At 56.5% G+C, this 13,796-nt stretch carries 9 protein-coding genes; 4 read left to right on the top strand and 5 right to left on the bottom strand.

The window, feature by feature from the left end:
- The first annotated feature begins 59 nt into the window (after window positions 1-59).
- Genes QMX88_RS06055 through QMX88_RS06040 form a run of 4 tightly spaced genes read left to right on the top strand, consistent with a single transcriptional unit; the run spans window position 60 to window position 7,388 of the window.
- A complete protein-coding gene (locus QMX88_RS06055) occupies window positions 60-854 on the top strand; it encodes an ABC transporter permease (RefSeq protein ID WP_282367286.1) in 795 nt (264 codons plus the stop codon).
- The gene (locus QMX88_RS06050) at window positions 851-2,068 is read left to right on the top strand and encodes an ABC transporter ATP-binding protein (protein WP_282367284.1); all 1,218 of its coding nucleotides are present in this window, start codon (window positions 851-853) and stop codon (window positions 2,066-2,068) included. The genes QMX88_RS06055 and QMX88_RS06050 overlap by 4 nt, the downstream gene beginning before the upstream one ends.
- A complete protein-coding gene (locus QMX88_RS06045; RefSeq protein ID WP_282367282.1) occupies window positions 2,065-3,666 on the top strand; it encodes a class I SAM-dependent methyltransferase in 1,602 nt (533 codons plus the stop codon). Before QMX88_RS06050 ends, QMX88_RS06045 begins: the two co-directional genes overlap by 4 nt.
- Entirely contained in the window at window positions 3,666-7,388 is a 3,723-nt protein-coding gene (locus QMX88_RS06040; protein ID WP_282367279.1) for a glycosyltransferase, read from the top strand. The genes QMX88_RS06045 and QMX88_RS06040 overlap by 1 nt, the downstream gene beginning before the upstream one ends.
- 148 nt (window positions 7,389-7,536) lie before the next feature.
- Here QMX88_RS06040 and QMX88_RS06035 read toward each other — a convergent pair whose 3' ends face one another.
- From QMX88_RS06035 to QMX88_RS06015, 5 genes are read right to left on the bottom strand one after another with little or no spacing between them, the layout of a single operon-like run.
- Window positions 7,537-9,831, bottom strand: a complete 2,295-nt coding sequence (locus tag QMX88_RS06035; protein WP_282367277.1) for a DUF7024 domain-containing protein — start codon at window positions 9,829-9,831, stop codon at window positions 7,537-7,539.
- A gap of 19 nt (window positions 9,832-9,850) precedes the next feature.
- A complete protein-coding gene (locus tag QMX88_RS06030; RefSeq protein ID WP_037018086.1) occupies window positions 9,851-10,783 on the bottom strand; it encodes a glycosyltransferase family 2 protein in 933 nt (310 codons plus the stop codon).
- Complete coding sequence (locus tag QMX88_RS06025; protein WP_282367273.1) at window positions 10,776-11,180, bottom strand: GtrA family protein; 405 nt, start codon at window positions 11,178-11,180, stop codon at window positions 10,776-10,778. The genes QMX88_RS06030 and QMX88_RS06025 overlap by 8 nt, the downstream gene beginning before the upstream one ends.
- A complete protein-coding gene (locus QMX88_RS06020; protein ID WP_282367271.1) occupies window positions 11,167-12,102 on the bottom strand; it encodes an NAD-dependent epimerase/dehydratase family protein in 936 nt (311 codons plus the stop codon). The genes QMX88_RS06025 and QMX88_RS06020 overlap by 14 nt, the downstream gene beginning before the upstream one ends.
- The gene (locus tag QMX88_RS06015) at window positions 12,099-13,784 is read right to left on the bottom strand and encodes a thiamine pyrophosphate-binding protein (RefSeq protein ID WP_442969435.1); all 1,686 of its coding nucleotides are present in this window, start codon (window positions 13,782-13,784) and stop codon (window positions 12,099-12,101) included. The genes QMX88_RS06020 and QMX88_RS06015 overlap by 4 nt, the downstream gene beginning before the upstream one ends.
- Between the last annotated feature and the right edge of the window lie 12 nt (window positions 13,785-13,796).

Genomic DNA, 13,796 nt, shown 5'->3' with positions numbered 1-13,796 from the left:
GGAAGCCATGGCCAGAAGAGAGAGCCCCATTTGAAGCTTCAGGATTTAAAGGTGAACACATGTTTGGATTGTTGAGAGGCCTGTACAGCTACAGGAGCTTTATCGGCACCTCTATCCGCAACGAATTCGTATCTCGGTTCTCCCGCAGCAGCCTGGGTGGGTTGTGGATGATCATCAACCCGCTGGCGAACGTGCTGATCTACGCGCTGATCTTGTCCAACGTTCTTGCCGCGAAACTGCCCGGCATCGAAAACAAATACGCCTACGCGCTGTACTTGATGGCAGGGACGCTTGCGTGGAGCCTCTTCTCGGAGATCATCAACCGATGCCTGACGCTCTTCATCGAGAACGGCAATCTCATGAAGAAGATGAGATTCCCGCGGATCACCCTGCCCTTCATCGTTTTGGGCTCGGCGTTGCTGAATAATCTGCTGCTGCTGCTCTCCGTGCTTGCTGTCTTCATTTGCCTCGGCCAGTGGCCGACCTGGGAGATGCTGTGGGCCATCCCCTTGATTCTCATCGTCGCGGCGCTGGCTGTCGGGCTGGGCTTGATCCTCGGTGTACTCAACGTATTTGTGCGTGATATCGGTCAGGTCATCCCTATCGTGCTGCAGATCCTTTTCTGGTTCACGCCGATCGTCTACCCGATCAACATCATCCCCGAAGACCTCAAGTCGCTGATCGCCTGGAACCCGATGTACCCGATCGTGACGGCTTACCACGATGTCTTCGTTTACAACGTGGCGCCTGACTTCTCGCAGATAGGTATCACTGTTCTGATCACATGCGTGCTGCTGGGCTTCGGCCTTTACATCTTCCGCCGAGCAGCGCCTGAAATGGTGGACGCCCTATGAGCCTGTTGCGCGCGAAAGACCTCGGCAAAGCCTACCGGACCTACCGCAGCGAGTGGCAACGTATTGGCCGCTGGCTGGGCATCAAGAGCGCTCCCCGCGAAGAGCATTGGGTGCTTCAGCACATCAATTTCGAGATTAATGCAGGCGAAGCCATTGGCATCGTCGGCCAGAATGGTGCCGGCAAGTCGACGCTGCTGAAGATGCTCACCGGCACCCTGCAGCCGACAACGGGTTCCGTTGAGGTGCACGGCCGTATTGCGGCGATTCTGGAACTCGGTATGGGCTTCAACCCGGAGCTGACGGGTCGCCAGAATGTTTATCACGCGGCAGGCCTGATGGGTTTTACCACTCAGCAGATTGATGAAGTGATGGATGAGATCGAGGCGTTCGCCGAAGTTGGCGAATACTTTGATCAGGCAGTTCGCACCTATTCCAGCGGCATGCAGATGAGGGTCGCGTTCGCTGTCGCGACTGCCAAGCGCCCGGAAATCCTGATCGTGGATGAGGCGCTGTCGGTGGGGGACAGTTACTTCCAGCACAAAAGTTTCGACAGGATCCGTGAGTTTCAGGATCAAGGCACCACGTTGCTGATCGTTTCCCATGATCGAAGCTCGATCCAGGCGCTGTGCGACCGTGTGCTCCTGATTGAAGGGGGCACGGTTATCAAGGACGGTGCACCGGAAGAAGTGATGGATTTTTACAACGCCATTATTTCCGAGAAAGAGAACGCCACCGTTCAAGTGCACAAGCTTGCCGACGGGAGCGTGCAAACGCGTTCAGGCTCCGGCGAAGCGACCATTGAGAGTCTTGCGCTCTACAACGAGCAGGACGCCCCAATCGAATTCGTATCCGTCGGGCAATCGCTCAGCCTGAAGATAAAAGTCAGCGTCAACAGCCCCATTCCCGAGCTGGTCGTGGGCTACATGATCAAGGACCGCCTGGGCCAGCCTATTTACGGCACCAACACCCATCATCTGGACAAGAAGATGGGCGCGCTCGAAGGGGGTACCCAGTTGGAGTATGTCTTCAGGTTCGACGCCAATATTGGCGTTGGCTCATACTCCATCGCTGTCGCCCTGCATACGGCGGACACTCACCTCAACGCAAATTACGAATGGCGAGATCTGGCACTGGTGTTTAACGTGATCAACGCGGACAAAATTCCTTTCGTGGGCTCAGCCTGGATACAACCCACTGTGGAGTGCATTCAGTGACCCAGCAGTTCTATCGCGCCTTTGAAGACAAGCATCGCGGTTCTCACGAAACCATCAAGCAGCGATTGCAGGTTTACCTTCCGTTCATCCTTCCGCTGCAAGGTCTGTATGACGACTGCCGCGCGCTCGACGTAGGCTGCGGGCGCGGCGAGTGGCTGGAAACGTTGGTAGAAAACGGCTTTAACGCCACGGGTGTGGATCTGGACGAAGGCATGCTGGAAGCCTGCCAGGCCCGCCACTTGCCTGCTGAGAAAGCCGACGCCCTGCTCTATCTGAAGGCGATGCCAAGCGACTCACTCTGTGTGTTAACCGGTTTTCACATCGTCGAGCACATCCCCTTCGACGACCTGAAACAACTGGTCGCCGAAGCGAACCGAGTCCTTAAGCCTGGTGGCCTGCTGATTCTCGAAACGCCCAACGCAGAAAACCTGATTGTGGGGACGCAGAATTTCTATCTCGACCCCACTCACGAAAAGCCGATTCCACACATGCTGCTGGAATTCCTCGTGTCCTTCAGTGGCTTTACTCGTTCGAAGCTGCTGCGCCTGCAGGAAAACCCAGCGCTGGTGGACAGTCCTGCCGTCGGGCTGATGGACGTGATCGGCGGGACGAGTCCGGATTACGCGATCATTGCTCAAAAAGCGGCAGGGACCCTGGATATTTCGACATTCGATCCAGCGTTTGACGCGGCTTACGGATTGAGCCTTGATGAGCTGGCACGTCGTTTTGAAGAAGGCCAAGCGGCAAAGCTCGGTGAAATGGAACAGCGGCTGGCAACAAACCAAACGGTGACGCTTGGTGAGCTGCAATCCCGCCTCGAAGCCAATCAGGTAGCGAAGCTGGAGGAGCAGCGGGAGATCGTCAGCAGTACAGCCGCGCTGCTGAATCATCGTGTCGATCACGTTGAGCTAGAGTACTCGGCGATGACTAACCAGGTGCAAGACGTCAAAGCTGCGGTCCTCGATTTCAAGGTGGACAAGCTTAAGGCTGCCAATGCCTCCTTGGAAAGTGCTAATACTTCGCTCGAGTTCGCGAACGCCTCAATGGTGAAAATGCTCGATGAGTCCTCCCGAAACGCGCACATGTGGTACACCGAGGCGGAAAACCGCCTCAGCCAGATCAATGCGTTGAGAGACGATGTCGCTCACAAGGATGAAAGAATCAGAGCGTTGACCGCCGAGCATCACCAGCTAAACGAGTACGTCAGCCAGCTGAAAAACAGCACATCGTGGCGCGTCACCGGGCCGTTGCGTGGTGGCGCAATGCTCGGCAGATCGGTGACTTCATCGCCGTCGCGGACACTCAAGCGGGCAATCAAGAAAGTCCTGAAAGGCGTCCTGAACCGACCCGGCCTGCGCAAGAACGTCAAGCGCGTGCTGTTTCGCATCCCCGGCCTGCAAACCAGATTGCAAGCCCTCGCCGCTCGTCTCCGGGCGGAAACAGTGGTGACGCCGCAGACGGTCCAGTACCCAGAGCCTACGCCGACCTTTACGCCTGATCCGAGTGATGTCCCTATTGCTCCGGCTCACCTCACGGAAAATGCGAAAGCTATCTACACCCGCCTCAACAGCAACGAACAACGTAAGGATTCGAATTGATGCGCGTCGTTATTGACCTTCAGGGCGCCCAAGCGGAAAACAGGAATCGGGGCATCGGGCGGTACGCGCTGTCGTTCACCAAGGCCTTCATCAAAAACCGTAGCGACGTTGAAGTCTTCGTCGTCCTGAATGGGCTGTTCGGCGATGCTGTCGATCACATCAGGGACGAGCTTTACGGCCTTCTGCCTGCCAGTCATATCCAGACGTGGGTGCCGAACAGCAAGGTCAGCGCACTCAACCCGGATAACACATGGAATCGGCATGCCTCCGAATTGGTGCGGGAGGCGTTCATCGCCAACCTGGACCCGGATCTTGTCTTGGTTTCAAGCCTGTTTGAAGGCTTGGTAGACGACGCCGTGACCAGCATCAAGATGCTGAATTCTTCGATTCCTACAGCCACGATCGTCTACGACCTTATCCCTTACATCAATCCTGACGCCTACCTGGGCTCACCGCCGGTTCGCAGCTGGTACGAGACCAAGCTTCAGCACTTGCGCCGTGCCGATCTGGTGCTGGCGATTTCAAGCTCGTCACGATCGGAAGTCATTGACCACCTTGGGTTCGCACCCGAGGAAGTCGTCAATATTTCCACCGCCATCGACACAGATCATTACCGCCCCCTCCCTGACGATCAACGGGATGCCGTTCTCAAGACGCGGCTGGGAATTGACCGGCCATTCGTCATGTACACGGGCGGCATCGACCCGCGCAAAAATATCGAGGGCCTGATCAGCGCATTCGGCAAACTGTCGAAACCGGTGCGTCGTGCTCATCAGTTGGTCATCGTCTGCAACATTCAGCCCGATGAACGCACCCGTCTTCAGGACCTGGTTGTCAGCAGTGGCCTGAAGAAAGCGGATGTATGTTTCACCGGGTACGTCAGCGAAGACGACCTGATTGCGCTCTACAACGCGTGCAAGTTGTTTATCTTCCCGTCGCTGCACGAAGGGTTTGGGTTGCCTGCGCTGGAAGCCATGTCCTGCGGCAAACCCGTCATTGCGTCCAATACATCCAGCCTGCCGGAAGTGCTCGGCAACCCGGAGGCGCTGTTCGACCCGTACCAGATCGACTCCATCACGGCGAAGATGGAACAGGTACTGGTCGATGATGCGCTCAGGGCTGGGCTGGCAGAGTTGGCCATCGAGCAGGCGCGCAGATTCAGTTGGGACGAGACTGCCATTCGCGCCGTGCAGGCGATCAAGGAACTGATCGCAAGCCGCTGTTCGATCCCGAATCCGGTGCGTGCGCCGAAGCGACCTCGCCTGGCTTATGTGTCCCCGCTCCCGCCTGCCCGTAGCGGGATCAGCGACTACAGCGCCGAACTGCTGCCTGAACTCGCCGCCCACTACCAGATTGATGTGATCGTGGCTCAGGAGTCGGTCTCGCCCGCAGACGCAGGAATCAATTACAAGCTGCGCTCGGTCGCGTGGTTTGAAGAAAACGCACACGTGTTTGATCGCGTTATCTATCACTTCGGCAACTCCAGCTTTCATGAACACATGTTCCACCTGATCGAAAAGATCCCGGGGACCGTCGTCCTACACGATTTTTTTCTGTCGGGCATTGCGGCACACATGGAGGTTCATTTAGGGCATCAGGGTTTCTGGACGCGTGCGCTTTACCTTGGACACGGCTACAAGGCAGTCAGCCAGCGTGTCAATGGTGCTGACACGGCCGATGCGGTGTGGAAATACTCGTGCAACCTGCGAGTCCTTCAGCAAGCCGAGGGGATCATTGTTCATTCCCATTACTCGATCCGACTGGCACAACAGTGGTATGGAGAAAACTCCGGCCTGAAGTGGGCCGAGATCCCCTTGCTGCGCACACCTCGCTTCCCCAACGCGCGCACCCACGCAGAGACGAAAGCGAAACTGGGTTTCTCTGAAAGCGACTTCGTGGTCTGCAGTTTTGGTTTGCTGGGCCCGTCCAAGCTCAACAATCGCCTGCTGGACGCCTGGCTGGAATCCGAACTCGCGCAGGACGAGCACTGTCATCTGGTCTACGTTGGCCAGAACAGCGAAGGTGAGTTTGGCGAAAACCTGCTGAAGAAGATCAACGCCAGCCCCTGCCGCGACCGTATCAAGATCACGGGCTGGGCAGACGCTGACATGTTCAAGGCCTATCTGGAAGTCGCCGATGCGGCGGTCCAGTTGCGGACGCTATCGCGCGGCGAAACCTCTGCCGCCGTACTCGACTGCCTGAATTACGGCATTGCCACGATCGTGAATGCCAACGGCAGCATGTCGGACATACCGACCTCCAGCCTGGTCAAACTGCCTGATGATTTCGACGACGCCGAACTGTCTGACTCGCTGAATCTTCTGCGCCATGACACTGCCGCGCGTGAACGTATCGGCGCGCAAGGCCAGCAATTGATTCACACTCGACACTCTCCTCGGGCCTGCGCATTCCTCTACAGGCAAGCCATTGAGAGGTTTCACGAAGATTCCTACCACTCCGTGTCGGAGGTTGTGACCTCGATTGCAGGCCTCGAAAAACAAGGCTTCAGCTACGAAAGCTCGATGGCTGTTGCAGAGTCCATTGACCAAAGCCTGAAGCCTACGATCTTCAAACCTCAGCTGCTCGTGGACATTTCCGAACTGGTTAATCGCGATGCCAAGAGCGGAATCCAGCGCGTTGTTCGGAGCATCCTCGAAACATGGCTGACGACGCCTCCGGGTAATTATCGTGTCGAGCCTGTTTATGCCACCGAGGACGAGGACGGCTACCGGTACGCACGACAGTTCACCCTGGGTTTCCTGAACTGCCCGACTCATCTTCTTCAGGACGAGCCGGTGGTTTTCCACTCCGGCGATCATTTCGTCGGTCTGGACCTGCAGCCCGTCGTTGTTCCAAGACAGCGGCAGGCACTTGCAGACATGAGGCGCCGTGGCGTCACCGTGCAGTTCGTGGTTTATGACTTGCTGCTTAAAAAGCTGGCGCAATGTTTCCCTGCCGGCGCGGCTGACATCCTGGATGAATGGTTGAAAGTCGTTGTCGAGTCGGATGGTGTGATTTGCATCTCCCAAGCGGTTGCGGATGAAATGGCTGAGTGGGTTGCAGAACATCGCAAACCGTCCAAACGGCCTTTTAATATCTCGTGGTTCCACTTGGGGGCAGATATCACCAAGCCGACCAGCGCTGAAGGTACGACGGCCATTCCCAAGAATGTCCTCTCCAGCCTTCAGGCCCGTCCGTCATTTCTGATGGTGGGCACTGTGGAGCCAAGAAAGGGACATGCGCAGGTGCTGGATGCTTTCGAGCTGCTTTGGGCAAGCCAGCAGGACGCCAATTTGCTGATCGTCGGGAAGCAAGGCTGGATGGTTGAGGCGCTTGTCGAGAGGCTAAGAGACCACCCGGAATCCGGGAAGCGACTGTTCTGGTTTGAGGGCATCGACGATGATTATCTGTGCAGCCTTTATGCACAGTCCGATGCGTTGATTGCGGCATCACTTGGTGAGGGTTTTGGCCTGCCGCTTATCGAGGCTGCGCAATATGGGTTGCCGTTGATAGCACGAGACATCCCTGTGTTTCGGGAAGTGGCCGGTGAGCATGCATTCTACTTCGAGGGACAGGATGCGCAGTCACTCGCGAAGAGCGTTAAGGCGTGGATCGAACTGCATCGCAGTGCAGCGCAGCCGAAGTCTGATGGAATGCCGTGGATGACGTGGGAGCAGAGCGCTGAACAGCTGTTTCAATCATCGCAGGCGCTCGCTGAGTAAGCACCGGAATACCCTCCCCCTGGCTTGATTACAGGCAGGGGGAGGATTCTGTTCTTGGACCTGTGCAAAAGCCGCAACCCGGCTTATAGATGGAAAAACTGCAGTAGCCCTTGGCGCTGAAGGCAGCGCCAAGAGCTAAAGGGCAAGATCACTTGTCACTCAGGATCCGCATTGATACAAACCCGATGCCAAGGATCCGATCGTCCGTACTCCCGGTCAGCTTCTTGGGCGAGATCGGCTTAGGCGGGATGAAAGTTATGCGGTCAGCGCTTGAGCCCTCCAGGTCCACCTGCACCCGCACTTCCGATGTCCCTTGAGGAATCTGAACGCTATAGACACGACTGCCTATTTCGACGCGAGTCGGGTCGGTCGCGTTTGGCCCATAGGGCATAGCCTTCAGCACAAGAGTAAATTTTTGAGGAAGTGGATCGGTAAAATCGAACACCGCTTTTGCAGAAGACCAACGCCCCCACGGCTCTACATCGTAAAAGCCCTCAGCGGCGCTTATAAACTCAGGCATCCCGCTGCGGGTGAAGTCAATCCCGGTCGCCAGGTTACCGCTGTAACGCCCCCCCATAGCGTCGACCAAAAAGCCTGCCTGCCGCTGAATCTGTTTTGTGGAGAGACCGCTTAAATCGGGGTGCTCGCTGCCATCGAGCCTGAAGAACACCAGTTCTTTGTTGTCACTCTGAAGCAGTGGCTGTTGCTGCAGCAGGCCAGAAAGCTCCTGCACCAATGCCTGGCCGTTATCTGCATAACCTCGGCGGTCGATATAAATGCCGTCGAAGCCTAGCTTGCGAATGACTTCAAGCTGACGCGTCATCGGTTCTTGCGCAAGTCCGCGATAGAACAGATCACCCGGCCTGCCTTTCATACCGCCAAAGCTCCAGTGCAATGCCTTCGATTGCAGCACGCCTGCCAGAAGCTGATAGTTGGAAAGGCGGTTCATGATTGGCTCTTCGGGAAAGCCAATATAGGGCAGTTGGTACACGGCACCGCCCGCAGGAAGCGTATTTTCGATTGCCGCAACAAAGCGTTTATCGCTGTCGAATGACTCCTCAACGGCTGCATTGCAATGCTTACAGACCGGTGCGGTCTGGTCGTATAGACCCACAAACAGCAGCACTGCCGAGATAGCCATTGAATACTTAGCGAACTGAGGAGCTTTCTTCTCCAATATGAGTTGCAGCGAGATGAAAAAGAACAGCAACGCGCCGCACGCTATAAAAATACTGATCCTGTTCCATCCCCTGATTGACGGGGAAACTAGCATCGCGAACAGCGAGCCTAACCCGCCAATCGTCGCGAATAGAAACAACACCAGGGTAACGGCAGCCAGCAGGCGCAGCCTACCGTCAGCCTCCGATCGAGCGGGGGCAAATATCAAATACAACAAGGCCAGCATGAAGCCCGCTGCACCGATGATACCCAGGGGCGCGAACGAGTTTTCGTTAATTAGCGGCGACCCTTGGTTATATTGCAAACCCACCTGCCCCAAGCGACCAACGCGATGGTCCGGGCGCGGCATGAGGAGTTGCATCATCTTCAGACCTAGAACCTCGGACTGGCCGAACGAGCGCTGAGCGACTTCCAGGTTAGGCCCGTTTCTATACGTTCCAAGCATATTGGGTGCGATATTGATAAACACACCGAACACAATGGCAATACTCAGCAGCACTGCTTTTTTTGCGCCGTGAACGTTCTTCCATCTGACGGCACTCAATACCCCAGCCGATGCCAGAATGATCATGCCGAACAGTGCGTAGTACACGCCAAAGGAGGCCAGCACCACCATGCACAATGCCGTAAGAGAGAGTTTGCGTAACGTCGACTTGGTGGGAGCTTTGGCCGGGGCCGCGTGCGTGTGGTAGATATCGAGCGCCAGATAGAAAAAAACCGGGGCGACGAAGTACCAGGTATAAAAAAGGTGATTCAATCGAAAGAAATGGAACGGGATAAACGTGTAAAGCACGCTCATGGTGACCGCAAACTTTCGGTTCAGGCCGAACGCCCGTGCGGTTATGTAGGTACCGACAAAGCAGGAGGAAAAGCTGAACAGATAAAACAACTTTACGCCTGCTGGCCAACCACCCGCGATAAGCGCGAGCACTTTGATCAATAAGTGGTCAGCAGAATCCGAGCCCGGAAAATCAAGGAAGCTCGAACCGAACGGATAGCCACTGCGCGCATTATCAAACAGCCAGCCTTCCGTAACCCGCTGAGCCATCCAGGCATGAAACATCCCATCCGCTTCGTACCCATATGGCCGGGACAGGTCCGGGATCAGCCCGTGCAAGCCGCTCATGAAGAAGCTGGCGAGGAAGAATGTTGCAATGGCACCAACGAGCAGAAGCTTCCACTCGCAAGCAAGCGTTGTCCGCCACGTAGGGAAACCGCCTAAGTCGCCAAGGCGGTGCGGACGTGTACTGATTTCTGAATTCAAAGTCTTTCGCTCGGGTTATTTAGTCAAAATTTACGCGTTCGCTTTCAACCACGAGCGGCATATTGCGAATTTTGGTATGAACCGAACCCAGATACTCACCAAGCATCCCCAGGAACAAAATCTGAACCGAGCTGAAAAAGAACAGTGAAATAAGCAGTGGAGCGATACCCACCTGAAAGGAGTTCCAGAACACGAGCTTGGCGATCAGGAATCCGAATGCGGCTAGCAGGCTAAGTCCAGCCAGCAACGCGCCCCCCATCACCATCAGACGCAAAGGCACTTTGGAATGGTTGGTGATACCCAGCATGGCAATGTCATACAAGGTATAGAAGTTGTTGCTGGTGATGCCGCGCAGGCGCCGTGGTTGCTTGAACGGCACGGTTGCAATCGGAAAGCCGATTTCGCACAGCAGCCCACGGAAGTACGGATACGGATCGTCGATCTTCTTGAGAATGTCCAGGACCGCACGATCAAACAGGCCTGCGCCTGTTGCGTTCTGCACCAGCGGGACTTCGGAGATGCGGGTCACGAAGCGGTAATAGGCGCGGCGTGCGATGAACATCAATCGCGACTCTTCGCTTTCTGGCTTCACCGCCATCACGGTCTTGAAGCCCTCCTCCCACTTCTTGACGAACTCTTCGATCATCTCTGGCGGGTCTTGCAGGTCGGAGGCGATCAGCACGGCCGCGTCGCCCCGAGCCTGTAGCAGGGCGTAGTAGGGCGAGCGGATATGACCGAAGTTTCGGGCGTTAAGGATCAACTTGACCCGGTTGTCCTGCGCAGCCAGTGCGCGCAACTTGACGATGCTGCTGTCGGTCGAGCAGTTATCAATGAAGATATGTTCGTAATCGTAGTCAAGGCGGGACATCACCTCAACGATGCGCTGGTACAGCTCATCAATATTGGCTTCTTCGTTGTAGCAAGGGGTCACTATGCTGATGAGCTTACGCATAATTGAAAACATACCTGTTATTAATGACGAATGAGAGTAAAGCCATGGGCACGATTAGCGCGATGCCGGCTAAATAGGGGTTTACGCCCAGCAACTTCAGCCCTGCAATCCCGGCCACGTTGGCAGCGTAGACAACGGCATAGCCGGCCACGAAACGAAAGATGAGTTTGTTGTTGTTCGAACCAAACACCAGGGCGCCAGTGCTCTTGAAGTTGAACAATACGCCCAGAATGGTGGCGAGCAGCAGCGCTAGGCTGTAATGAAGGCCAAGATAGAGAAAGCCGGCAAAACAGCCATAGCCGAACGCCGCGTTCAACATCCCTACCAACGCAAACCGGACCAGTTTAATTTGAAGAAGGGCGCGAACCCGTGGCCACGTTTTTTCAGTCTCTTGCATGCAACGCCTGCCTGATCTCACGCAATACACCGCTTAGCGATGAGTCGCCGGGCACATAGCCGAACAATTGCTCAGCCCTGCGATTGTGCGAATAGTAATGGGCCTTGGGCCCGGTAGCATTCACCCGAGCCTGTTCACCGGCAACCGTGAACTTGAGGCCAAACTCATCGCTGACCGCTGCCAGCAATTCAAATTTCCCCACGGGAGCAAGGCTGTAACAGTCCACTGCAGCGTTACCGGGAGGCGCCTGCAATACCCGGTCGATCAACTGCATGAAGTCGGCAGGTGTGAGGTAATCGCGAAGCATGTCATCGGGAGCAACTTCCAGCACGGTGCCCGTATGCAAGGACCTCAGGATGTCACTCAGGAAGAACCGCGCCTCGCACGACTGGCGATGGCTGAAATAGCTGAAGACTCGCACATCGGTGATGGCCGCTTCTGGCAGCGCTCGGTGGCGACATTCAGCCTGAAACTTGGCCGCGCCATACCAGTGCTGTGGTTGCAGCGCGTTGATGGGGAAAACGGCCGCCGATTCGTCAGTGATTGGCGCTGAGAAGTTGGTGCCATAGGCGGCGCCGCTGCTCAAGTAGATGTATTTGCATGCAGGGTGGCTACGCAAGTAGGACAAGGCCAGATGGTCGTACTGCTCCGTGATGCTGAAAATCGCCTGGCCCATCTCTACGGCACGGGCCGGATCGCCTACGCCAACGAAGTTGATGATCGCATCAAATTCGCAGCGGTCACCGAAAGCGGCGTAGTCGAGAACCGGAAAGCCCTCACGTGCCGCGATCGCTTGAAGTTCTGCGTTCAGTGTCGCCGGCGTACGCACAAACAGGCTGCATTTGTACGCTGTGGCTTGAGCGAGACTGGCTATCAGGTCCTTGGCGATATGGCTGCTGGCTCCAAGGATGGCAACCTTCATTGACCCAAGTCCAGCAACGGCGACTGCTCGTGGATCGGACGGCCGAACTCAAGGCGCGGTCGGCATTCGCGGGCGTCTGGCATTAATACTTCGATAAGCATCGGCTTGCCGTTTGCCAGGAACTCCACGACCGCAGATTTGAACGTGTCCAAGTCGATCACGCTTCGCGAATCAATGCCGTACGCTTCGCCCAGGGCTTTGAATTGCGAGGTATAACCATCCCAGTACGTCGAGGAGTTACGACCCTCGAAATACATTTCCTGAAAGCCGCGCACCATGCCCAATGAGTGGTTGTTCAGTACCACCGTCAGAATAGGCAGACGCTCCCGGGCGATGATGTCCAGCTCCTGAATATTCAGCTGGGCCCCGCCGTCACCGGTAATCACCACAACTGGCTTTTGCCCAGCGATGCAGGCACCCACGGCCGCCGGAATGGCAAAGCCCATCGTGCCCAGACCGCCGGAGTGGTGCATGGCTTGATCGGCGTTCAGGCGCAACGTGTGCGCGGCCCACATCTGGTTATTGCCTACATCGGCCACGTAATCGAGCGCCCGGCCTTCGGTCAATTCGTTGAGGGCACCGAACAGAGCGAAAGGGCTGAAACCCAAGTCGGTGTACTCGTCCTTGAACGATTGCTCGAACACCTGCGCCAAACTTGCATGCCAAGACGGGGGCGCGGACGGCAGCATCGGAGCGCGTGCAATGAAAGAGGCGAAAACCCCTTCCAGGTCGGCGTGGATCGACTGCTGCGCTTTCACCCTGTTGTCCAGTTGAGCGGCGTCCAGGTCGAACTGAACGATGTGGGCGTTTTGCGCGAAGGTTTCGGGCTTGGCGCCGGTTTGACGGACGTCCATGCGACTCCCGAAGACAATCAGGAGGTCGCAATTCTGCACGGCGTAGTTGGCGGCCCTCGTCCCGTAGGCACCGAGCATCCCGATGTAGTGCTCGCTGGCGGGCACCTTCTCGGCGCCCTTCAGGCTCGCAACGTGAGGGATGCCCAGTCTACGGACCTCGTTCAACCATTGGCTGAACTCAGGCGAATTCACGGCACCGCCACCAATCAGGAATAGCGGCTTCCGAGCTTTTTCCAACAACGCCCAGACGTCCGCATGCGAGTCGTTCTGCGCAGGCGCCCGGTCCGACTCGCGGGCCCATGCGCTCAGCAATTCATCAAGCACGGCGTCGTCGACTTCGGCCCGCTGAACGTCCATAGGGATGTCCAGAAGCACGGGCCCTGGCCGGCCTTCGCGGGCGATGGTGATCGCCTTGAGCAGGCAAGGAATCAGTTCGTCGACATGGGTAACCTGATGAGCGTACTTGGTGATGCTGCTCACCAAGGCAACGCTGTCGAGTTCCTGAAAACCCTGTTGGCGGATAGCCCGTTCGCCCTTCAGCTCATGGGTATTGACCTGGCCGGTCAGGAACAGGCACGGATGGCTGTCCAACCAGCAGTCTGCAATTCCTGTGATCAGGTTAGTGGCACCCGGGCCGCTTGTGCCCAGTGCCACGCCCATCACTTTGTGATTCGTCGCGCGTGCGACGGCAGATGCAGCGAAGGCGGCGCCTTGCTCATGGTGCATGGAGACCAACTTGGTCTTGCCGAGCAAGTTAATACTGTCCACCAAGTGGGCAATCATTCCACCGATGAGCTCGAAACCGTAGAGGACTTGAGTGTCCGCCATAACCTTGGCTAC

The sequence above is a fragment of the Pseudomonas sp. PS02290 genome, assembly GCF_029960075.1.
GTDB lineage: Bacteria > Pseudomonadota > Gammaproteobacteria > Pseudomonadales > Pseudomonadaceae > Aquipseudomonas.
The sequence above is the reverse complement of the archived record's forward strand: the minus strand, read 5'-3'. Positions and strand labels throughout refer to the sequence as shown.

Excerpts from the sequence above, each read along its gene's own strand:
- QMX88_RS06055 (WP_282367286.1), top strand. The coding sequence starts at position 60 with ATGTTTGGATTGTTGAGAGGCCTGTACAGCTACAGGAGCTTTATCGGC.
- QMX88_RS06050 (WP_282367284.1), top strand. The coding sequence starts at position 851 with ATGAGCCTGTTGCGCGCGAAAGACCTCGGCAAAGCCTACCGGACCTAC.
- QMX88_RS06040 (WP_282367279.1), top strand. The coding sequence starts at position 3,666 with ATGCGCGTCGTTATTGACCTTCAGGGCGCCCAAGCGGAAAACAGGAAT.
- QMX88_RS06030 (WP_037018086.1), bottom strand. The coding sequence starts at position 10,783 with ATGCGTAAGCTCATCAGCATAGTGACCCCTTGCTACAACGAAGAAGCC.
- QMX88_RS06025 (WP_282367273.1), bottom strand. The coding sequence starts at position 11,180 with ATGCAAGAGACTGAAAAAACGTGGCCACGGGTTCGCGCCCTTCTTCAA.
- QMX88_RS06020 (WP_282367271.1), bottom strand. The coding sequence starts at position 12,102 with ATGAAGGTTGCCATCCTTGGAGCCAGCAGCCATATCGCCAAGGACCTG.
- QMX88_RS06015 (WP_442969435.1), bottom strand. The coding sequence starts at position 13,784 with ATGGCGGACACTCAAGTCCTCTACGGTTTCGAGCTCATCGGTGGAATG.